This window comes from Acinetobacter lwoffii (assembly GCF_049367455.1).
Classification (GTDB): Bacteria; Pseudomonadota; Gammaproteobacteria; order Pseudomonadales; family Moraxellaceae; genus Acinetobacter; species Acinetobacter lwoffii_W.
Genome location: NZ_JBMPXW010000001.1, coordinates 885751 through 909027, shown reverse-complemented (window position 1 = coordinate 909027; position 23277 = coordinate 885751). Strand labels below are relative to the sequence as shown.

At 43.9% G+C, this 23277-nt stretch carries 19 protein-coding genes and 1 riboswitch; of the genes, 8 read left to right on the top strand and 11 right to left on the bottom strand.

Annotated elements, in window-relative coordinates:
* Positions 1-145 precede the first annotated feature (145 nt).
* Positions 146-1948: an acyl-CoA dehydrogenase C-terminal domain-containing protein gene (locus ACO1B7_RS04395; protein ID WP_004278309.1), complete on the bottom strand. Its 1803-nt coding sequence runs from the start codon at positions 1946-1948 to the stop codon at positions 146-148.
* A 301-nt stretch (positions 1949-2249) separates the two neighbouring features.
* Complete coding sequence (locus ACO1B7_RS04390) at positions 2250-2843, bottom strand: hypothetical protein (protein ID WP_121980090.1); 594 nt, start codon at positions 2841-2843, stop codon at positions 2250-2252.
* Between the two features lie 135 nt (positions 2844-2978).
* Between ACO1B7_RS04390 and baeS the strand changes: the two genes are divergently transcribed.
* Entirely contained in the window at positions 2979-4631 is a 1653-nt protein-coding gene (gene baeS / locus ACO1B7_RS04385; protein ID WP_005261864.1) for a sensor histidine kinase efflux regulator BaeS, read from the top strand.
* A 13-nt stretch (positions 4632-4644) separates the two neighbouring features.
* Positions 4645-5331: a response regulator gene (locus ACO1B7_RS04380; protein WP_005261866.1), complete on the top strand. Its 687-nt coding sequence runs from the start codon at positions 4645-4647 to the stop codon at positions 5329-5331.
* A 44-nt stretch (positions 5332-5375) separates the two neighbouring features.
* On the opposite strand, the gene ACO1B7_RS04375 is transcribed toward ACO1B7_RS04380, so the two are convergent.
* From ACO1B7_RS04375 to ACO1B7_RS04350, 6 genes are all read right to left on the bottom strand, one after another.
* Positions 5376-6014, bottom strand: a complete 639-nt coding sequence (locus tag ACO1B7_RS04375; RefSeq protein ID WP_005103295.1) for a hypothetical protein — start codon at positions 6012-6014, stop codon at positions 5376-5378.
* A gap of 18 nt (positions 6015-6032) precedes the next feature.
* Complete coding sequence (locus ACO1B7_RS04370) at positions 6033-7478, bottom strand: protein adenylyltransferase SelO (RefSeq protein WP_005103296.1); 1446 nt, start codon at positions 7476-7478, stop codon at positions 6033-6035.
* Between the two features lie 132 nt (positions 7479-7610).
* Positions 7611-8777 (bottom strand): acyl-CoA desaturase, encoded by a 1167-nt coding sequence (locus ACO1B7_RS04365; protein ID WP_004647507.1) that lies wholly within the window; start codon positions 8775-8777, stop codon positions 7611-7613.
* Between the two features lie 440 nt (positions 8778-9217).
* On the bottom strand, positions 9218-9931 hold the full coding sequence (locus tag ACO1B7_RS04360; RefSeq protein WP_005103297.1) for a glycerophosphodiester phosphodiesterase: 714 nt from the start codon (positions 9929-9931) through the stop codon (positions 9218-9220).
* Between the two features lie 142 nt (positions 9932-10073).
* Entirely contained in the window at positions 10074-10658 is a 585-nt protein-coding gene (locus ACO1B7_RS04355; RefSeq protein WP_005103298.1) for a cob(I)yrinic acid a,c-diamide adenosyltransferase, read from the bottom strand.
* 102 nt (positions 10659-10760) lie between these two features.
* Positions 10761-12584, bottom strand: a complete 1824-nt coding sequence (locus ACO1B7_RS04350) for a TonB-dependent receptor plug domain-containing protein (protein WP_423089844.1) — start codon at positions 12582-12584, stop codon at positions 10761-10763.
* A gap of 37 nt (positions 12585-12621) precedes the next feature.
* Positions 12622-12832: riboswitch (cobalamin riboswitch) on the bottom strand.
* A gap of 145 nt (positions 12833-12977) precedes the next feature.
* Here ACO1B7_RS04350 and ACO1B7_RS04345 point away from each other — a divergent pair.
* On the top strand, positions 12978-13622 hold the full coding sequence (locus ACO1B7_RS04345) for a phosphoribosylanthranilate isomerase (RefSeq protein ID WP_423089843.1): 645 nt from the start codon (positions 12978-12980) through the stop codon (positions 13620-13622).
* On the top strand, positions 13603-14847 hold the full coding sequence (trpB, locus tag ACO1B7_RS04340) for a tryptophan synthase subunit beta (protein WP_423089842.1): 1245 nt from the start codon (positions 13603-13605) through the stop codon (positions 14845-14847). The genes ACO1B7_RS04345 and trpB overlap by 20 nt, the downstream gene beginning before the upstream one ends.
* Before the next feature lie 125 nt (positions 14848-14972).
* Here trpB and ACO1B7_RS04335 read toward each other — a convergent pair whose 3' ends face one another.
* On the bottom strand, positions 14973-16613 hold the full coding sequence (locus ACO1B7_RS04335) for an acyl-CoA synthetase (protein WP_423089841.1): 1641 nt from the start codon (positions 16611-16613) through the stop codon (positions 14973-14975).
* A 233-nt stretch (positions 16614-16846) separates the two neighbouring features.
* Between ACO1B7_RS04335 and ACO1B7_RS04330 the strand changes: the two genes are divergently transcribed.
* The 4 genes from ACO1B7_RS04330 to infC all read left to right on the top strand — a co-directional run bounded on the left by ACO1B7_RS04330 (position 16847) and on the right by infC (position 22017).
* Positions 16847-18133 carry a D-arabinono-1,4-lactone oxidase gene (locus ACO1B7_RS04330; RefSeq protein WP_423089840.1) on the top strand — a complete coding sequence of 429 codons (1287 nt, stop codon included), beginning with the start codon at positions 16847-16849 and terminating at the stop codon, positions 18131-18133.
* A 10-nt stretch (positions 18134-18143) separates the two neighbouring features.
* Positions 18144-19313, top strand: coding sequence for an alanine racemase (locus ACO1B7_RS04325; protein WP_423089839.1), 1170 nt, complete (start codon positions 18144-18146; stop codon positions 19311-19313).
* Positions 19314-19537: 224 nt separating this feature from the next.
* Positions 19538-21460 carry a threonine--tRNA ligase gene (thrS, locus tag ACO1B7_RS04320; protein WP_005261889.1) on the top strand — a complete coding sequence of 641 codons (1923 nt, stop codon included), beginning with the start codon at positions 19538-19540 and terminating at the stop codon, positions 21458-21460.
* 5 nt (positions 21461-21465) lie between these two features.
* Positions 21466-22017, top strand: coding sequence for a translation initiation factor IF-3 (infC, locus tag ACO1B7_RS04315; protein WP_071850398.1), 552 nt, complete (start codon positions 21466-21468; stop codon positions 22015-22017).
* A gap of 43 nt (positions 22018-22060) precedes the next feature.
* Here infC and ACO1B7_RS04310 read toward each other — a convergent pair whose 3' ends face one another.
* Positions 22061-22612 (bottom strand): hypothetical protein, encoded by a 552-nt coding sequence (locus ACO1B7_RS04310; RefSeq protein WP_005246030.1) that lies wholly within the window; start codon positions 22610-22612, stop codon positions 22061-22063.
* Positions 22613-22716: 104 nt separating this feature from the next.
* Positions 22717-23172, bottom strand: coding sequence for an Hsp20 family protein (locus ACO1B7_RS04305; protein ID WP_423089838.1), 456 nt, complete (start codon positions 23170-23172; stop codon positions 22717-22719).
* Positions 23173-23277 lie beyond the last annotated feature (105 nt).

The window sequence follows — 23277 nt, the reverse complement described above, 5'->3', positions numbered from 1 at the left end:
GATTAAATGAGTTTTAATCAGTCTAAAACACTCAAAATCTGAATGTTAGACGACTAAAGGTTAATTCTGTAACTCTTTATAAAGAAAAAGGACTGCCTGTTGATTGACCGTCCTTTTTCTGAAATGTAGCTAGTCTGAGACTAACTTAGAATGCAAAGTGTTCCGCATCCAGGTTCATCAATGGCTCTACACCTGTCGCAATCACTTCAACGTGTGAACGAACGCGTGGCAGGATTTTCTTGAAGTAGAAGCGTGCTGTCGTCACTTTGGCATTGTAGAAATCAACCTCAGTGGTGCCCGCAGCCAGTTGCTCCTGAGCAACCAATGCCATACGTGCCCATAGGTAAGCTAGAGTGACATAACCAGAGAAGTAGAGGTAATCGACTGCAGCCGCACCCACTTCTTCAGGGTTTTGCATCGCGCGCATACCAATCTGCATGGTCAGATCGCCCCATTCTTTGTTCAAGGCAGCCAATGGTTCAACGAATTCTTTCATTGCAGCATTGTCTTTGTGCGCTTCAGCAAATTTATGGATGATCTTGGTGAAGTCTTTCAACATTGCACCTTGCGTACCCAATACTTTACGGCCTAACAAGTCTAGTGCCTGAATTTCAGTGGTACCTTCGTACAGGCAAGCAATACGTGTATCACGTACGATCTGCTCCATACCGTGCTCAGAAATAAAGCCATGACCACCGAATACCTGAACACCGTGTTTCGCAGCTTCAGAACCGGTTTCAGTCAGGAATGCTTTTGCGATTGGTGTTAGCAATGACAGGATGTTGTCTGCAAATTTACGGTCTGCTTCTTCTGCAGCATGTTCAACCACGTCAGCATATTGTGCTAACAGGTAAACCAGTGCACGACCACCTTCTGCATATGCTTTTTGAGTTAAAAGCATGTTACGTACCGCAGGATGCACAATGATTGGATCTGCTTCTTTTTCAGGTGCTTTAGGACCAGAAAGAGAGCGCATTGCCAGACGATCTTTTGCGTATGCAAGCGCGCCTTGGAATGAACCTTCAGATGCTGCAAGACCTTGAACTGCTGTACCGATACGTGCTGTGTTCATGAACGTGAACATGCAGTTCAAGCCGCGGTTTTCAGGTCCAATCAGGAAGCCTTTAGCATTGTCAAAGTTGATGACACAAGTCGCGTTACCATGGATACCCATCTTGTGTTCGATCGAACCACAACGTACGCCGTTACGCTCGCCAATAGAACCGTCAGCATTCAGGTTGAATTTTGGCACGATGAATAATGAGATACCTTTGGTACCTTTCGGTGCACCTGGCAGACGAGCAAGTACGATATGGATAATGTTCTCTGCCATGTCGTGTTCACCAGCAGAGATAAAGATCTTCTCGCCAGAGATTGCGTAGCTACCGTCCGCTTGTGGTTCAGCTTTAGTACGGATAATACCCAAGTCAGAACCCGCATGAGATTCAGTTAAGCACATGGTACCCGTCCATTCACCTGAAACCAGTTTAGGCAGGTAAGCGTCTTTTTGTTCAGCTGAACCATGATGTTCTAAAGTACGAACCGCACCGTGAGACAGGCCAGGGTACATGCCCCATGCCCAGTTCGCAGTACCCACCATTTCAGAAATCGCGATACCTAAAGAGTTCGGTAAGCCTTGACCGCCGTATTGTTCTTCAGCAGAAAGAGAAGGGAAGCCAAGCTCGATGTATTTTTGGTACGCTTCTTTAAAGCCAGTCGGAGTCGTAACAACGCCGTCATTCCAGGTACAGCCTTCACGATCACCGGTCTGGTTGATTGGAGACAATTCGTTTTCACAGAAGTCAGCCGCAGCTTCTAAGTACTGATCTACCAGCTCACGGCTTACGTTTTCTTGGAATGCAGGGAGATTTGCATAGTGTTGTTCAGCATTTAATAATTCATGCAACACAAATTGCATATCACGTAAAGGCGCTTTGTATTGTGGCATATCGGTTTCCTCAATACTGGTTGAACCAGCGTTATAATCTTAGATGAACTAAAACCTGTCTTCACTGACACGGTTTGGAATGATCTAATCGTGCAACAACTTCCCCTGCGGTACAAGCTTTTCGGGGTGTTTTCTTGGTGACTGTAAAGTCAAAGATTAATCTGCATGACGCATTAAAGGTCTTGAGTATAAAGACTTTAGCCATATTCTGCAGGAAACGAATAGTCAACTGTATGCATGAAAGAGCACGCAATAAAAAAGCACCCGAAGGTGCTAGTCGTGAAGCCTTGATTCCTATGCATTAATAGGTAGAGGCTGTGGGCTGGAAACGGACATGACATTTGCCATTGATGGTTTGTTCGCTCATCTTGATCTGTGCAACAGTCCCGTCTTTTTTGCCTTGACAGGCTTGCAGCATGGCTTGTTGATGTGCCTGACGTTGAGCGAGGCGCTGATCAAACTGTTTAGTCAATTCTGCACGTTGGGCATCCGTCAAGACTTCACCGTGCATCATGCCTCTACGCATATCGGCACGCATCGGACGATGCTCAGCTTTCATGTCGCGATGGCTTTTCATCTCTTTATGATCTGCTTTAAAGACCATCTTGCAGGTGCCGTCTATGGTTTTATCGCCAGTCTTGATTTGAACAGCCGAGCCCACAGCTTTATTGTCGCAGGCCTGTTGAAGCTGTTTGGCAAACTGCATGCGTTCTGCACGCTTTGCCTTAAACTGTTCACGCTGTTCGGGAGTTAGATGCTGTTTTTTGCCTTCATGATGTTTCATCATATGGGGGTGATCATTGTTTGGGACATTACTGGTGGATTGACAGGCAGTCAACGCACCCATTGATAAAACACTTGCACTGATTAAAGCTATTTTTGTCATGGTTTGCATTGTATTTATCCCCGTCAAGAAGCTGATTCTATGTCAGATAAAGATTAAACAATAAAGATGAAGAAACAATGAAGAGTTTTTTGCTGCGGTGTTCGCTACAATAATGAATATAGAAGAAAAATTGAGATTTCTATTTTGAACATTCGCCGCATTCCCATTGCATTACGTCTATTTTTGACCGTGCTGTTGACCACGCTGGTCATTACCACGGTAAGTCTGGGTGTATTGCATCTGAATATGCAGCGTAATTTCGCCCGTTATGTCGCTGATGTCGAAATGCAGAAGCTGGATTATGTGATTGAAAATCTGGCAGATGTCTATGCAGTCTATCAGGACTGGGGCAATGCGATTCAGGCACAGATCCTCCAGATGGAAGGTGAAGCCGCACCGGATGATTATGACCGTTTGTCACGCTGGTGGTTACGCCGTCAGTATGATATTGCCTTGCAGCAGCGTTATTTTCAGGAACAGACTCTGGCTCAGGTCGCACCCAGTATGGTAGATCCGGCGCTGCCACAACGTCAGGTCAATGAAGAAGAATTACGTGTGCTGGCATCTAATTTGCCTTCACAGTTTCAGCCCTTTGAAGGCTTGAAATTCCCGCTCAGCTCCAATCAGAATCTGTTTAGGGCTGATCGCAAGAATGGGGAACAGCCAGCACAGCAGCCGACCGGCAAGAAACAGTTTATCCAGATGCCGGATCGTCTTGGTCTCAGTTCACGTCTTTCTCTGTATGATGCCAAGCGTCGTTTTGTGGTCGGTGAGGCTTCGGATGAGCAGGTCTCTTATCGCCCAATTATGGTGAATAACCAGATTGTCGGCTATTTGGGCTTAAAACCGGTTCTGGATCAGGATGATGCCTTAAGTATCAATTTCTTTAGTAACCAGAAGCGTTATTTATTTCTGGTTTATGCACTCAGTATTTTGGCGAGTCTGATTGCGTCCTTGTTATTGGCGACTTATTTTAAAAAGCCGATTCAACGTTTGCTCAATGGTACACGTGCCTTGACCCAAGGAAATTATCAATATCAGGTTAAAGTGAACCGGAATGATGAATTAGGTGATTTATCCAATGAATTAAATGCATTGGCGGTGATTCTGGATCAGCATGAAACCTCACGCCGTCAGTGGGTGGCAGATACCTCGCATGAGTTAAAAACGCCACTAGCAGTCTTACAGGCACAGATTGAAGCGATGCAGGACGGGATTCGTAAACCAACGCCTGAACATTTTGCATCCATGCTGGCTCAGGTAAACAGCTTGAAAAAACTGACCCAAGATCTGGCCGCGCTGGCACAGGCCGATGCCCAGCAATTACAATTCTATTTTTCGACGGTGAATCCGTGGGAGGTGGTGCAGCAGGAACTCATCAACTTCCAGCCGAATTTTGAGCAGGCTGAATTGACGGTCAATGCAGACGGTGAGGGGACTGAGTTAAATCTGGATCTGGATCGTTTTAAACAGATTGTGGCGAACTTGCTCAGTAACAGTATTCGCTATACTGAAGCAGGCGGGCAGGTGCATATTCATACGACACAAGATGATAAAGAATGGACCTTATATATCGATGATAGTCCGTTTGGTCTGACTGATGAACAACTGGCGCGTATTGGTGAGCGTTTCTACCGTGTCGATGATTCTCGTACCCGGGCGACTGGCGGAACCGGACTGGGTTTGGCATTATCATGTAAAATTACGCAGGCGCTGGGCGGCAGCTTAAGCTTTGCACATTCACCACTGGGTGGTTTACGATGCAAGCTGAGCTTTCCTAAACAAGTGAAACCATAAAGGAAATATATTGATGAAACATGTCATGCTGGTTGAAGATGAAATCGAACTTGCACAGTTGGTGCGAGACTATCTGGAAGCTGCTGGTTTTGAGGTCAGTATGTTTCATGATGGGCAGGAAGCATATAACAGTTTTACCCAGCGTAAACCGAGTCTGATGATTTTGGACTTGATGGTGCCGCGTATGGATGGTCTGACCATTTGCCGTAAAGTCCGTGAACAGTCGGATTTGCCAATTATCATGGTGACCGCGCGTACTGAAGAAATTGACCGTGTGTTGGGTCTGAATATGGGTGCAGATGATTATCTCTGTAAACCATTTAGTCCGAAAGAACTGGTTGCGCGCGTACAGGCTGTGTTACGTCGTCTGGATCGTAAATCAGAACCGGAAAGCAATGACTTATTCCGTATGGACAAATCACAACAGCGCATCTGGTATCAACAAAAAGCCTTGAATTTAACGCCGACCGAATTCCGTTTGCTGGAGTTATTCGTGGAGCATGTCGGACAGGTCTATTCACGTGCGCAATTGCTGGATCATATTAATCCGGACAGTTTTGATGTGGCAGACCGTGTCATTGACAGTCATATCAAGAATTTGCGCCGCAAGATTTCCGATGCAGCTGAAACCGGCAACCGTCATGAGTGGATTCAGGCGGTGTATGGTGTGGGCTACCGTTTTGAATATCCTGAAGATTGATTAAAAAATAAATGTGGATGTTATTATTAACCATCCACATTTATTTAAACTTGTACTTTCAGAAAATATAAATCGTTAATCTGGTCCCATAAAAACTCATAGTCTTGCATGAGTGTAATATCGTTTCCGTAAGGCTTAGGAGTTCTATAACTTAATATCGTTCCTTCTTTGTACGTACTTTTATGCCTGAAATCAAAATCACGGGTATCATCCGAATATTTTATTTGGTTGCAATAGTGGGCATGATCAGTTGCGAGAATGAAATAACAAATGTCGATTCCATTTCTCTTGTAAAGTTCTAAATTTGAAAGATCTTTAAAGACATCGTAACGGTTGTTAGGTTCCCGATGATTACTTTTCTTAAAGAATTTTAGTTCTATAGCAGCACAAGTTTGATGATCACCATCTTGATAACGAATTAAAATATCAATTCTTGCTCGCTCAGATTGACTCTTAATACTCGTTGTTTTTAAAGGTAAAAATGTTTCAAACTCTAAATGGAATTTGTCGCTTAACCTAAACTCATACAACTGCCCAAGTGTTTTTAAAATATGTCCTAATTCTAATTGGAAAGCACTTTCGTTATGTGTAATTAATCCTCCAAATGCGAGTTTGTGAGTAAGCAGCTTATATGCTGTTTCAATAATTTCACGTGTCAATTTAGTTTGATCAATTTTTTGCATGTTTTTTGAGTCTATTTATTAAGACGAACAACTCACCATCACTTCTGGCACGTCACTTGGCAATGGTGCTAAATCTTCAGGCTGTTCCAGATCTGGCTGTTTCTGATAAGGCTGACTCAATAATTTAAACAGGCGGTCTACTTCAGAAAAATCATCCCGCTCTGCTAGTTCAATGGCTTTCTGTGCCATATGATTCCGCAGAATATAATGCGGATTGGCCAGTTGCATGGCGGCATCCAATTCTTCTATATCCTGGTGTTCACGGATAGATCCATATTGCGCCAAGAATGCTTCAAACTGGCGTCGGTCCAGACAATCATCTTTAATGGCTTCATAGTCTTTATTTTGCAGACGGATAAAACTCTGGGTGTAGTCCAGTTGTTCACTTTGCAAAATTCGCAGAAAGGCCATTGCGCAGTCAAAACTGTCTTTATGGAAACTTGGCAAGCCCATTTTCTGGTTTAAACCATGTTTATAATGTTCCAAGAAGGTTGGCTCATAGTGCTCCAGACATGCAGCTAAATCCTGTTTCCATTGTTCTTTGTCATAATCTGTAGGGCAGAGCGGGACCAGATTGTTTAACCATTGCCACAAATTCCAATGTCCGATACTTGGCTGCTGCTGATAGGTATAACGCCCTTGATAATCCGAGTGGTTATTGATCCAATTCGGACGGAAGCGCTCCATAAAGCCATAAGGACCAAAGTCCAAAGTTGAACCGGTAATATTCAGGTTGTCAGTATTCATCACGCCATGTGCAAAACCAACCAGTTGCCATTTGGCAATCATCACCGCAGTGCGCTGAATAACTTTTGTGGCAAAGCTCAGAATCGGCTGTTCGGCTTGCAGGCATTCTGGATAATGCCATTCGATACATTTCTGGATAAATTCAGCTAGTAGATCTGGCTGATACTGATTGATCCATTCAAAATGGCCGAAACGGATATGACAGTCTGAAGTACGCAACATCATCGCGCCCGGCTCTAGCTTCTCACGCTGAATACCTTGGATTGATGAAGTAAAACCAACTGCATTACTGGATGCTACACCTAAAGCATTTAAGGCATGACCTGCCAGATACTCACGAATGACTGAACGCAGTACTGCACGACCATCGCCCATGCGTGAATAAGGGGTTGCACCAGCACCTTTTAAATGCAGGTCAATGGTCTGATTATTTTTATCCAGAATTTGCGCAATCAACAACCCGCGACCATCTCCCAACTGTCCTGCCCATTGTCCAAACTGATGACCTGCATAGACCATAGCCAAGGGTTCAAATTCAGTAAAAACTTTCTGACCACTACAAATCTCGACCCATTGCGCCTTGTCTTCATCCGACCATTGCAGTTGCTCTGCTAAAGCTGCATTAAAATGTCCGGCTTTCGCACCTTTTAACGGCAGCGGAACTTGATGGTGATAGAGGCGGGCGGGCAGTGTTTGATAGCGAGAGTTAAAATACATGGCATCAGTACAGGATTGGAATAAATTTACTATAACAAAGATAGCTGTATAAAACTGTTGTATAAGCGAGAGTTCACGTTATCTTTCGGACATAAAAAAAGCCCCAATCGGGGCTTTAGTGTTCAACAGCTTTTATTGAGAAACTGCAGACTTTTTCAAATTACGAACCAGTAGATTCAAGGTTTGACGATGATGAGAAAGACGCTGTTCAACCAGCTGGAATTCAACTTTCAGCTTGTCATCCATCTGATGGATTTTTTCAGCCATAGACGCTTTCTTGACCTGAATTTCTTGTTCTTTCAACTTCGCCCAGTCATTTAAAGTTTGGGTAAATGCATCATATTCCTGTGCGATCTTGGTTTTTACCGCCGAGATATCTTCAGACACATCATGGCCATACACCGCAAGATCCTGTTCGGCATATTTAAACTTCATTGCCAATTCCGCTTTTTTGATATTAAAGCTAGGAATACGGCGCAAGTTCTTGGCTAAACCAAGTTTAGAACAAGTCCAGATCAACCATTTGGTTGGATCATACTGCCACCATTTTACGCCGTTACGGTAATCGTATTGGAAAATATGGTGATAGTTATGATAACCCTCACCCCAAGTTGCAACCGCGAGTACGAAGTTGTCACGTGCAGTATTTTCATCGGTATAAGGACGATTTCCCCACATGTGGCATAGCGAGTTAATGAAGAAGGTTACATGATGGCTCAGGATTAAACGCATTAATCCACCCAACAGCAATACGCCCCAGACATCGCCGACTGCCCAGCCAATTGGCAATAAAATCGCGGCATGAACAGCTATTACTAAAGGAACGTAGTATTTGTCCTGAAACATCACCACTTTGTCTTTTAACAGATCTGGCGCATTTTTATAGTTGGCAGCACCAGATGGATAATCACGTAACATCCAGCCAATATGTGCGTACCAGAAGCCTTTATTGATCGAGTACGGGTCTTGATCAACATCATCGACATGACGGTGATGGGTACGGTGACCAGATGCCCAGAATAAAATACTATTCTGTACAGCAAATGTACCCATAATCATCAAGATGATTTTTAATGGTAAAGTGGCTTCATAAGCACGATGTGCCCACAGGCGATGGTATCCTGCTGTAATGCCGAGGCTGCTTACGCCCAGTAAAACAAACATACTGATCCAAGCGGCAGCGCTAAAATCATGGTGATACGCATACAACGGAATCGCAATCAGGGCTACAATCGGTAAAAATACCAATGCAAACACAGCAATCCAGTTGATGGGGGCTTTGGGTAAGGGAGCATTCATCTCCAACAGCACTCCTAGAACCTCGGAAGGTATAACAAAAAGCAGAAACTACTGTTGGTTTTAACAGCAGCCTATCTTGTCCATATTAGCATGTGCCCTAAGGCATCACTAGCATTATTGTACGGTTGTATTGTACTTGTCGGTAACAGAATTAGTAGGGCAGAAGTGACCATTTTGCGAGCGTAGACGGGTTCTGATTTCCTACTAAGTGACTGAGGATTATCACTCTTTCAGAAAATGGAAACCGAATGAATCAGAGGAAAATGGTTGTTCATAATTTCTACAATATTATCAGCAAATTTGCGGAATATAGATGTTGGACAACTTTATTTCACTTTCAAATAAAATCTGATTAAGGACGATTCACGCTTTCCTTATTGTATTATCGACATGAACTGGGTCAAGAAATACCGAGATCAATCAAGGCTAAGAGAGATTATCTAGAGTTGTTGTAGCATCAATTTTGGATAATCGGTAATCAGCCCCTGAATGCCCCAGTCTCGCAGCTGTCTAGCTCGGGTCACATCATTGACCGTCCAGACACTGATATTCAACTCGGCAGCCTGAGTGGCCTGAATCAGGTCTTTACTGGCCAGTTCATCCATCCAGCCAATATGACAGCATCCAAGTTCCAGCGCCTGATCAATGGCCTGATGTTTGACATCGGTTTCAATCAATAAACCGCGTTTTAAACGTGAGTTTTGCTGTTTGAAAGCATCCAGAATTTTGGCATCAAAGCTGGTAATAATAGCTGCCTGCTCATAGCCTTGTAACTGCTGTTCGACTTCAAACGCGATTTTTTCAGCTGCTGCTTCAGATGCTACGCTTTTAATTTCGACTTCAATATGCTCGAAATTTCGAATGACATTTAAGGTTTGATCGAGCAGTGGGGTCGATTCAATTTTATTCCATTCTGACCAGGCCACTGCGTGATTATATTGGGTAAGATCTTGACGGTTACACTCGTATAGATGCTTCTGCAAACCGGTGGTACGCACAAAGTCGTCATCATGCATGATGATTAAGGCATTGTCTTTGAGCTGACGGACATCAAACTCAACAGCGCGAATGCCGATCTCCTGAATATATTGAAAACCGCCCAAGGTATTTTCAGGGGCTTCGCCACGTGCACCACGATGACCAATTATGCGCATAAGATGCTCATGAGTGGGAAAGTTAAGTTCATTTTGCGAGGGCTACGTGACAGAAGAGTGACACTTTCTATTTTCGTCAGATGTTCTGTAAAATCAAGAGACATCTGACGTGTATTTTTAGATAGCAACTTGAAACATAATTTTACTTTTCGATGCTGTCATTGATATTTTTTTGCCACAGCACTTCGGAACCGCCCTCAGCACGTTGCAGGGTACGTGATGCTACAAATAACCAGTCCGATAAACGGTTAAGTAGTTGCAGTGACGCTGCCTGAATGTTTTGGTCACGGTGATGTACCGACATCACGCTGCGTTCTGCACGACGACAAACAACGCGGGCCTGATGGGCAAAGCTGCACACCAACGTTCCAGCAGGCAGAATAAAATCTTTTAACATCGGCAAAGCTTCATTCATGCGGTCGATATCATTTTCCAGAAACTCAATCGATACCGGTTGCACCAGATTAAAACCCGGAATACACACTTCACCGCCCAGATCAAATAACCAGTGCTGGATCAGGCTTAAAGATTTATCCCAAGTAGCTTGATCTTCAATGTTACTTGCTGAAATTTGTGCACGTAATACGCCAATCACGGCATTTAGTTCGTCGACATCACCGAGTGCTGTGATACGCAAATCATCTTTGGCAACACGTGAGCCATCACCGAGTCCTGTGGTACCTGAATCGCCTGTGCGGGTGTAGATTTTGCTTAAACGGTGGCCCATATGTGTTCCTTGAATTTTTAATGAAGATAATAAAAAAGGATAATGTCGGTCATAACATTATCCATAAACTGCGCTGTTTTAAAGTTTTTTGCTGTTTAGAGCTTAGTATTTAAAAGTGATTCCAATAGAAGCGAGGCGGTCACTGGCAATGTAATAAGATGTGGCATCATTAAATGCTGTTTTGTAATTGGTATCACCTAGGTTACGAATATTCACAAAGGTTTTTAAGTGAGGATTCACTTGCCAATAGGCATTCATATCAATGACTGCATAGCCTGGAATAAGGCCTTTATCCTCCTTAGATTTACCTTTAGCTACTAAAGACGTGGACGCACCATACTGACCATTATCCCAACCCAAGGTTAGGTTGAAGTTTTGGCGTGGGCGATTTGGCAAATCTTTATCTTTATCATCGTTCTTAGCTTGAATATACGCATATTCAGCATTGGCATAGAAGTCATCTTGTGTCAATTTTAAACCCAATTCAGCACCATTAAAGGTGGCGCTGTCCATATTTTTAAATACCCAGTTGGTATCTCCGTTAGAGACCATAATATTGTCGACTTGGGTTTGAAAAGCAGAACCGTATAATGTCATTGATGGGGTGATTAGATGATCAAAACCAATTTCATAAGATACACTTTCTTCTGGTTGTAGGTCAGGATTACCGCCCCACCAAGCGGGTTCACTAATAATTTGCCCGACAACTGGGGCACGAAATGCTGTTCCGACATTGGCATAAATACTTGATGTAGGGCTTAGGGTATGTCGAACAGCGAGTTGTCCTACACTATGTGTACCAAATTGCTGATTGTCTTCAACTCGAATACCCGCTTGGGTGCTGATGACATCATTTTGATATTGGTGCTGTAAATAATAGCCAGTGCTATCATTTTCATCTTTAAAGGTGTTTAAACTTTCAGCTTCTGTCTTATTGTAATGTACACCCGCAAGAAGTTTATGCTCGGCGTTGATTTGCCATTGAATATTGGAATCTATTTCTTGTTGTTCAGTGATTACAGTCGATGGATAAGCGCTTTGTACAATTACGTATTCATCTTCAAATTGTGATAGGCGAGTTTCCCACACTAAATTTGGATTAAGCTTAAAATAACCTTTAATATTATAAAGGCGATTGGTGAAATCATAAGCTTCTGGTGCACCAGAAGAGAAGTAGTCGCCGTGACCTTCATTTTCTTTAAATTCCGCTGACAATCCAAAGTTGTCTTGATCAACGCCTAATTTCGCTGAATAGCCTTTTTGATCGAAACCTGCTTTTTTAGCTTGATTGCTAATAATTTGGTCACCATCTGTTTCTAGGCGTTGCCCACGAATTTGGGCGTAATAGCCATTTTCAGCAGCATCAACACCGACAAGTGATTTGTAGGTATTTTTTTCACCGACTTCGACCGTTGTAAACGCACTATTTTCTGTCGGTGTTTTGGAAATGAGTTGAATTACACCTCCAATTGCATCAGTACCATATTGTACCGATGCAGGGCCTTTTAGAATTTCAATTTGCTTAATGTCTGTCTTATCAATTAAATGTAAATTTGTACCTGCAACAGTTGCGGTATTGGAGCGCATACCATCTTGTAAAATTAAGGTATGTGCGGCATTGCTGCCACGCAAGAAAATTGAAGCTGGTTGACCATAGCCACCCACTTGTTTGACTGATAGCGCTGCTTCTTTCGTTAATAATGAAGGTAAGTCAGCAATAGGGGATTGTTGAATCGTTTTTTCATCAATCACATTTAGACGCATCGGCACATTTTCAATATTTTGTTCGCTGCGTGATGCCGTGACCACAATGGTATCTAAAGATGCTTTCGCAACTTTTTGCTCGTTAGCAAAAACAGATGAAGTGGTACCCAACGCAAGTGCGATCGCACCTACCAAGGCAGTAGGTTGAAATTGAATAGACATGAATTGCTCCCTACATTCACTTCCCCGTGAATGATTGAGTTATAGAACACAACAAGCAGGTTTCCGGACTTAAATGTGCAAAGCAGCGACTTTGCTGTATATCCACCTTCCCACATCAAGATGCAGTGGTGTAAACCGAAGAGTTTAAATTGATAGACGTTTCATTTTTTACCGTTGCGGGGGCAGTGCTGGATTTACACCAGCTTCCCTAAAGCCTGAAGGCTTGGACTTGCTGCAAAGTGAGCGCAGTATAAAGTTTGTATGCCTTATAAACAATCTGCATCGAGAATAATCCGGATGAACTTTTACGCAAGTCAGAAAAATTGCATTACAATGATTTGCCCCAATCTTACAGATTGTTCAATACATTGGTAGATCTAGAGCCAACATAATATGCGAACCCGTGCCAAAATTTGTGGAATCACCCGAGTTGAAGATGTACATGCCGTAGCCAATGCTGGCTGTGACGCGATAGGATTTGTATTTTATCCACCGAGTCCGCGGCATGTCACTTTAGAGCAGGCTGAAATCCTGATTCAGTCGGTTCCAGCTTATGTACAGGCGGTGGGTTTATTTGTGAATAGTCACGCAGATGAAATCCAGGCGATTTTAAATAAAATACCGCTGGATATTTTACAATTTCATGGCGATGAAACACCTGAACAGTGTCAGGCTATCGCCCAGCAGGTCGGACGCCGTTGGTATAAAGCCATTCAGGTAAAACCTGATCTGGATGCAGTCGCAGAAATTCAAGGTTATCAAGATGCAGGCGCAAGCGCAGTGCTATTAGATGCATGGCATCCTGATCTGAAAGGTGGCACAGGGCACAGCTTCGATTGGGACACATTTCCCAAACTCAATATTCCCTTGATCTTGGCAGGCGGTTTAAATCCTGACAATATTGAACAGGCAATTCTCACCACACAGGCGTATGCCGTCGATGTGAGTGGCGGTGTCGAGACCGCAAAAGGTATTAAAGACCAACAACTCATAGAACGCTTTATGCAAGGAGTCCATCGTGGATCAGCAAAGTACTAGCCAGAACAGTCAGGCAGTTGACTATACCCAATTCCCGGATGAACGCGGGCATTTCGGTATTCATGGCGGACGTTTTGTGTCAGAAACACTCATGGCGGCTTTAGAAGACTTGGAAAAGCTCTATTTCCGTATGAAAGATGATGCGCAGTTTTTGGCAGAATTTGACCGTGACATGGCGTTTTACGTCGGTCGTCCGAGTCCTTTATATCATGCTGAACGATGGTCGAAAGAGTTGGGTGGCGCACAGATTTACCTGAAACGTGAAGACCTGAATCATACCGGTTCGCACAAAGTAAATAATACAATCGGTCAGGCCTTACTGGCGAAGCTTTCCGGCAAGAAACGTATTATTGCCGAAACAGGGGCAGGCCAGCACGGTGTAGCAACGGCAACGATTGCAGCACGTTTAGGTCTTGAATGCGTAGTATTCATGGGCGCAGACGATGTAAAACGTCAGGCGATGAACGTCTACCGTATGCGTTTATTAGGCGCGACGGTTGTGCCAGTAGAAAGTGGCTCTAAAACCTTGAAAGATGCCATGAACGAAGCCATGCGTGACTGGGTGACCAATGTTGATTCAACCTATTATGTGATTGGTACCGTGGCAGGTCCACATCCCTATCCGCAACTGGTTCGTGATTTCCAGTCGATCATTGGTCGTGAAGCACGCCGTCAGATTCTGGAACAGGCAGGCCGTCTGCCAGATGCACTGGTCGCATGTGTCGGTGGTGGATCCAATGCCATGGGCTTGTTCTATCCATTCCTGAATGACCAAGATGTGAAAATGTACGGCGTTGAAGCAGCAGGTCATGGGATTGAATCAGGTAAACATTCTGCGCCACTGAATGCCGGTCATGTCGGTGTGCTGCATGGTAACCGAACTTATCTGATGTCGGATGCACAAGGCCAGATTATTGAAACCCATTCAATTTCTGCAGGTCTGGATTATCCAGGTGTGGGTCCGGAACATAGCTTCCTGAAAGATATGGAGCGCGTGAAATACGTACCGATCAATGATCAGGAAGCTTTACAAGGTTTCCGTGACTTGACCAAGATTGAAGGTATTATTCCGGCGTTAGAAAGCGCACATGCCATGGCATACGTGACCAAACTTGCACCGACCATGGACAAGGATCAAATTATTATTGCGACGGTTTCAGGTCGTGGTGATAAGGACTTGATGACCGTTGCCCGTATTGATGGCGTGGAAATGGTAGAGATGTAAGTTCCTTAAAGTCCTCTCCTTAGAGGAGAAGGTTTGGGAAAGGTTATTTCAATAAAAAATCGTGCTAAGTTTTCTTAGCACGATTTTTTATTGAGTAGATTTTGAAAGAACACGTTTGTATGGAATTAAGAGAATTCACCTTGCGCGCGCTCTTTGGCCCATTCACGTAAAACAAATTTCTGCAATTTTCCGGTCGAAGTTTTTGGAATTTCGGTAATCACCACATCCTTAGGCACTTTAAAGCGGGCCAGATGCTCACGGCAAAATTCCATAATTTCTTCTTCCGTGGCTTTTTTTCCTTCTTTGAGTTCGATAAAGGCACAAGGAACTTCCTGCCAGCGTGGATCAGGCTTTGCGACTACCGCCGCAGTCAGCACTGCCAGATGCTGATACAGCACTTCTTCCACTTCAAGCGATGAAATATTTTCCCCGCCGGAAATAATCACGTCTTTGGAACGGTCGGTAATTTTGGCATAGCCATCCGGTTGGCATACCGCCAGATCTCCTGTATGGAACCAGCCACCAGCAAAGGCTTCAGCGGTCGCCTCAGGATTTTTCAGATAACCTTTCATCACGATATTGCCACGGAACATGATTTCACCCATGGTCTGACCATCATGTGGCACTTCTTGCATGGTATCCGGATCAAGCACTTTCATGCCATCTTGCAATGGATACGGTACGCCTTGGCGGGAGTGCAACTGTGCCTGTTCCTGAATAGACAGATCGCTCCAGCCTGCTTGAGATGCGCACAGTGCAGAAGGGCCATAGGTTTCAGTCAAGCCGTAAACATGCGTGACATTAATGCCGATATTGCGCATGCCTTCGATAATCGCAGCTGGCGGTGCAGCACCCGCAACCATCACTTCGACACGGTGATCAATTTTGGTCTTTTTCTCTTCAGGTGTGTTAATCAGCATCGACAGGACAATCGGTGCCCCACAGAAGTAATCGACTTTATGTTCAGCAATCAGTTTAAAGATCAGTTCAGCATCGACTTTACGCAAGCAAACGTTGGTTCCGCCGTTAGCCGCCATAGTCCAGGCAAAGCACCAGCCATTACAGTGGAACAGCGGTAGTGTCCATAAATAGGTGGCGCGTGGTGTCATGCCACAGGCAATGATGTTACTAGCCGCGTTAATGTAGGCCCCACGATGATGATAGACCACGCCTTTCGGATTGCCGGTGGTACCAGAGGTATAACTTAAGCTGATGGCATCCCATTCATCTTGAGGTAAATGCCATTCAAAGTTTGCATCGCCTTGCGCAATCCAGTCTTCATATTCGATTTGACCAATACGCTTATCTTCACCTTCAAACTCTGCATCGGCCACATCAATCACATAGATGTCTTGTGAAACTAGAGTGAGCGCCTCTGTGGCAAGCGCAGTAAATTCAGGATCGACCAAGAGCACTTTGCTTTCAGCGTGCTCCAGCATAAAGGCAAGTGTCTTGGCATCCAGGCGGGTATTTAATGTGTTAAGCACTGCACCTGCCATCGGTACAGCAAAATGTGCTTCGATCATGGCAGGGACGTTAGGCAGCAGGACAGACACGGTATCATTTTTACCGATGCCTAATTTTTGGAGTTGGTTGGCAAACTGACGGCAACGGTTGTATTTCTCACGCCAGGTGATCCGGCGTTTACCGTGAATAATCGCGTTCTGATTTGGATAGATATAAGCTGCACGATCAAGATAGCGTAAAGGTGATAAGGCTACAAAATTCGCGGGGGTACGCGGTAATTCATCATATGCGCTAACCATTGTAAAACTCCGTTCTATATTTATTTTCATATCCTGTTGAAAAGATATGTATTTCTCAGAAATCTTGCATTTATGCTTTAGTCGAGTACGATTTTACAAATTTTAAGTATTTGAATATTAATAAAAATATTTAACCCTACTTAAATGTTTTGAACGCATGGGTTCCCAAGTTTGATTTTTTAGGTATTTTACTCTAGTTCAGCCATTAAAATAATATGAGCCCAGGAAGAATAATGAAAATACAACAGGCGGATAAAATTTGGCGAAACTGGTCTGGGAGCCAGTCCAGTGCTGCTCGGATTTATCAGCCCAGCCAGATCAGTGAATTACAAATTTTAGTGAAGACCCATGCACACATTCGTGCAGTGGGTGCAGGACATTCATTTAGCCCATTGGCCAAAACAGATGCGGTGTTGCTTAATCTCGATCAGTTCAAAGGTGTGGTGGTTTTTGATCAAGAGAAAACCCAATGCACCGTGCGGGCCGGTACGCGTTTATATGATTTAGGGAAAGATCTGGCACAGATCAATCAGGCTTTAATCAATCAGGGCGATATAGACCAACAAAGTCTGGCCGGAGCAATTTCGACTGGAACGCATGGCACGGGCATCAATTTACCTTGCATCTCTGCTTTTGTGGAAGGCTTTGAATTGCTGACCGCGGATGGAGAGCTGTTGCAATGTCATCGTCAGCAGAATGCTGAGATATTTCAGGCTGGACGGGTGGCATTGGGCAGCTTGGGCATATTGACCCAAATAACCCTGCAAAATCGACCACGATATAAACTAAAAGAACAGATCCAGCTCTGTTCATTAAAAGACATATTTACCCATATTGGTCAATGGAAACATCAGCACCGACATATTGAGTTTTGGGCTTTTCTGCATGCCGATCAGGTGATACTGAAAACCCTGGATGACACGGAGGATGACATTCAGCCGAGACAGGAAAGCTGGCCTCCGGAAGATATTTTATTGACTCTATGTTCGGAATTGACGCGACTCTTCCCAAAGACAAATCCCTATCTGCAAAAACTGCTCGGCGTATTTGTCAAACCGACTCGTTATGTAGACTGTTCATCCAGAATTTTTCCAACTCCGCGTAAAACCAGATTTAATGAAATGGAATATCAGGTTCCGGTTGAGTTTGGCTTGCAGTGTCTGGACGAGATTCTGCATGTTTTATGCAAACACCAAGTGCCGATGTTTTTCCCGATCGAGTTTCGTTATGTCAAAGGCGATGAGATCTGGCTAAGTCCTTTTTATCAGCGTGATTCGGTCTCCATTTCGATTCATCAATTTTATAAACAGGATTACCACGCGATCTTTGATCTGGTCGAGCCGATTTTACAGAAATATCAGGGACGACCGCATTGGGGCAAGTTACATAGTATGAGCGCAGCCTCGCTGCGCGAACTCTACCCGAAATGGGATAATTTCATGGTGCTACGTCAGCAATTGGATCCACAGCAAAAATGGCTGAATCCATATTTAAAAGAATTGTTTTTATCTGGGAAATGAGGAGAGGGCGATGCAATCAAATTATTTTCAGCAACTGACGCAGGAATTAAAACGGCAGGGCACTGGCACACCGCAACTGATTTTAGATTTAAAAACCTATCAACGTAATTTGGACTATGTACAGTCAAAATTGCCTGCGAAGTTAAAACCACGTCTGGTAGTGAAGTCTTTAGCCAGCATTCAGCTACTCAAACTGGCCAGTGAAAAACTAAATACCCAGCGCTTTATGGTCTTTCATCTGCCGCATCTGCTGGAGATTATAGGGACATTTCAGCAAGCCGATATCTTGTTGGGTAAACCGATGCCGATTCAGGCAGTCAAACATTTTTATCAAACTTTGTCTGATCAAAATAAAGCCAATGATCAAGTAATTATTCAATGGCTAATTGATGATGTGGAACGATTAAAACAATATCTGCAACTCGCGCAAAGCTTGAATACCTGCGTGAATGTCAATATTGAAATTGATGTAGGGCTGCATCGTGGCGGCGTACAAACGCAGCAGCAATTTATAGCCTTAATGGAGCTGATTCAGGACAACGCGGCTTATATCAAATTCTCGGGTCTAATGGGCTATGATGCACATGTCGCCAAATTACCAAAAATTCTGAAAAGTCCTGAAAAAAGTTATCAGCAATCGCAGCAGATGTATCAACAATACAAAACGATGATTCAGCAGCAATTCCCTGATTTATGGCATGAAGGTCTCTGTTTTAATGGCGGTGGCAGTCCGACCTTTATGCAGCATTGCCAGCAAAGTGTCTGTAATGACCTGGCTTTTGGCTCGATGCTGCTCAAGCCAGGCGATTTTGATCTGGCGAATCTGGCTGAACTGCAATGTGCACTCTGGATTGCCGCACCCATTTTAAAAGTGTTGCCTTGTAGCCAGATTCCCGGTTTGGAACTACTAAATTATCTTCCACATCAAGATAAAGCCGTATTTATTTATGGCGGCTATTGGCGAGCGGATTATATCTACCCTGAAAAAAGCCGGCTACATGTGTTATATGGCCGCAGCAGTAATCAGGAAATGCTTCAGGTGCCCATGCAGTGCGATATTCATGTCGATGATTATGTGTTTTTAAGACCGACACAAAGTGAAACGCTGATCCCGCAATTCTACCAGCTGTATGTTTATGTAGAGGGAAAGTTTCTCCAGTGGCAGACTTTCCGGGAATAACGAGATTTTGAACTAAAAAATGAGCCTAAGCCTTTAAAGATCAGGCACAGATTTGACGGTAAATCTTATTTTTATTGGGAAAAGGTTTAATCATGCGGCCAAGCCGTGTAAAATTCGAATCGATTTTATTTATCCACCGTTTTTATCTTTTGAGGCTGTGCCTCGATCATAATCTCGCGGTGATATGCTCCATGGTACGGGGCATCACTCCTTAAGGATTTCTTATGCCAATTATCACTTTGCCAAATGGCGATCAAAAACAGTTTGATCACGCCGTATCTGTGATGGACGTTGCACTTAGCATTGGTCCTGGTCTTGCAAAAAACACTGTTGCTGGTCGTGTCAACGATCGTTTGGTTGATGCGTCTGATCTCATCACTGAAGATGCAACACTACAAATTATCACGCCTAAAGACGAAGCCGGTGTCGAGATCATTCGCCATTCTTGCGCGCATTTGGTCGGTCATGCGGTTAAGCAACTGTTCCCAGAAGCAAAGATGGTCATTGGTCCGGTCATTGAAGAAGGTTTCTACTATGACATTTGGATGCCACGTCCATTCACATTAGACGACATGGCAGCGATTGAAGAGCGTATGAAAAAGCTCATCGATCAAGACTATGAAGTCGTGAAAAAAATGACGCCACGTGACGAAGTGATTGCAGAATTCACTGCGCGTGGCGAAGAATACAAATTGCGCCTGATTGCAGACATGCCTGAAGAAACACAAATGGGCTTGTACTACCATCAAGATTATTTGGATATGTGCCGTGGTCCGCACGTACCAAACACCAAATTCCTAAAATCGTTCAAGCTGACTAAAATATCGGGTGCTTACTGGCGCGGTGATGCGAAAAACGAACAGCTGCAACGTATTTACGGTACAGCGTGGGCAGACAAGAAGCAGCTTGCGGCTTATGTAAAACGTATTGAAGAAGCAGAAAAACGCGACCACCGTAAAATCGGTAAAGCGCTTGATTTGTTCCACATGCAAGAAGAAGCACCGGGTATGGTGTTCTGGCATCCGAATGGCTGGACCATTTATCAAGTGCTTGAACAATATATGCGTAAGGTACAACAAGACAACGGCTACGAAGAAATTCGTACACCACAGGTTGTTGATTTCACGCTTTGGGAAAAATCAGGACATGCTGCCAACTATGCAGACAACATGTTCACCACGCATTCTGAAAATCGCAACTATGCGGTGAAGCCAATGAACTGTCCTTGTCACGTACAAGTGTTCAATCAAGGCTTGAAGTCGTATCGTGATCTTCCGGTACGTCTGGCAGAGTTTGGTTCATGTCACCGTAACGAACCATCTGGTTCTTTGCATGGCATTATGCGTGTACGCGGCTTTACTCAAGATGATGCGCACATTTTCTGTACCAAAGAACAGATTGGTCCTGAAGTTGCAGACTTTATCAAATTGACACTGGATGTATACAAAGACTTTGGCTTTGAAGAAGTACAAATGAAGTTGTCGACGCGTCCTGAAAAACGTGTGGGTGATGACAAGCTTTGGGATATGGCAGAAAAATCTTTGGCAGATGCTTTAGATGCTGCAGGTCTTGAGTGGGAACTTCAACCAGGCGAAGGCGCATTCTACGGTCCGAAGATTGAATTCTCTCTGAAAGACTGCTTAGGTCGTGTCTGGCAGTGTGGTACCATTCAGTGTGACTTTAACTTGCCAGAACGTCTGGATGCATCTTATGTCACTGAAGATAATGACCGCGATCAGCCAGTAATGTTACATCGTGCAATTCTTGGCAGTTTCGAGCGTTTTATTGGTATACTGATCGAACACTACGCAGGCTTCATGCCACCTTGGTTGGCACCAATGCAAGCGTGTGTGATGAACATTACCGATTCTCAAGCTGAGGCATGTGAGTCAGTCGTCGCAAAACTTAAAGAAAACGGTATCCGTGCAATTTCTGACTTGAGAAATGAGAAAATCGGCTTTAAGATTCGTGAACGTACATTAGAGCGTATTCCTTACTTACTGGTACTTGGGGACCGTGAAGTAGAGGAAGGTACCGTAAACGTGCGTACCCGCTCAGGAACAAATTTGGGTACTATGTCAATCGATGCTTTCGTTGACCTAGTAAAAGCAGCCGTAGCCGAACGTGGCCGGTACATTGTGGAGTAACAGCGATTAAACAGCCTGACCGTAATCAACAGGGCGGTAACAAATCAAACCGTCCTGCCTTGAATGATGAAATTCGTGCGAAAGAAGTCCGTCTTGTAGACGAAAATGGTGAGCAGAAAGGGATTGTAAGCTTAGCTGACGCCCTACGCGCAGCAGAAAGTGTTGAACTTGATCTTGTTGAGATCGTAGCAAACGCTGAGCCACCAGTATGTAAGATCATGGACTTCAACAAGCATTTGTTTGATCTTAAGCAAAAGCAGAAAGAAGCGAAGAAAAAACAACATCAAGTCCAGGTGAAAGAAATCAAGCTACGCCCGGGTACTGATGTTGGTGATTACAACGTAAAACTACGTGCAATCATCAAGTTCCTTGAAGAAGGTAACAAGGTGAAAATCACGCTTCGTTTCCGTGGTCGTGAAATGGCGCACCAACAGTTGGGTCTAGCTCAATTGCAAAAAATTGAAGCTGACGTGGCTGAATTCGGTACTGTTGAGCAGATGCCGAAAATGGAAGGGCGTCAAATGGGTATGCTACTTGGTCCTAAAAAGAAAAAGTAAGCACTCATTAAGCGAAAAAAGCCCTGCATATGCAGGGCTTTTTTTATTCTTTAAAATTCCAGGCGCTTTGTATGGCGTACATAATCTGTTGAGCTTGCTGGCGGGAAAACATCGACAGCTGAATCCGGAAAAATCCAAGACAAATTTGATTCATCAGACCGGGCTGGCACAATTTAAAATCCAAAGTGCCATCGCGTTGACTAATCACATGCGCTGGCATGTTATAGAGCCAGCGTTTGAGGTGCGCTTTGAGAGAATCATAGCGCGGATTCAGAAAACTATACTGTACGGAATGTCGTTTTAAGCACAGGCTGATGCGGAAACCGGCCAAAGTATAATAAATGGCTTGTGAGGTTATTTTGAGTTTGGTTCCCTGCATAAGCAGCGAAAGACCAAGAAAGCCGCCAATATAAATATAAAAGTCAGGAGACTCCTGCCATAAAAATAATAGTCCTTGGAAAAAACTGGAATTGCTACGCACACTGCTGAAATAAAAAATGCTGAATATTCCGACCGGATAACAAAACAGCAAATATCCCGTAGTGCGCATGATCGGGCTAGCTTGATGAAACAGGATGTTTTCTGGCACATTCATGGTTTATTTTTATGATCAGAAAGCGTATTGCCTTAATGAGTTTAGGTAATCTGTAGCCAAAAAGAAAGGCCCTTTCGGACCTTCCTTTGCGTACTGAATCAAGCTTATTCCACTGATTTTTCATCATCTGCAATAAGCAGTTTATTGCCAATCGGGATTTGACGCGGCAATTTTTCTTCTGGAATAATGCGCTGCAAGTCAATGATCAATAAACCATTTTCATAGTCTGCCTGTTGTACCTCAATATATTCATCCAGACGTAAAGACAATTTAAATGCACGTCGCGCAATGCCTTTGTGCAGGAATTCGATAGTGTCATTGCTCTGGTTTTCAGGCTTGCCCAAGATGGTCAGCAACTTATTTTCCAGACGAATGTCGAGTTCTTCCTGACGAAAACCCGCAGTTGCCACCACGATGCGGTAATTATTCTCACCATGCTTTTCGATATTATACGGTGGATAATTCGGTGCATCGCTTTGCATGGCATAGTCAATAAAGTCATTCAGACGATCAAAGCCAATACTACGACGAAATAATGGATGAAGATTTAAGTTACTCATGATTAGAACCTTCTCACTTAAGCAAAGTTATAAAAACAAGAAAATAAGATCTGTCATGTGAGACATCGACAGGGCATAAGATTGACGCAATCCTTATGCAGAAGT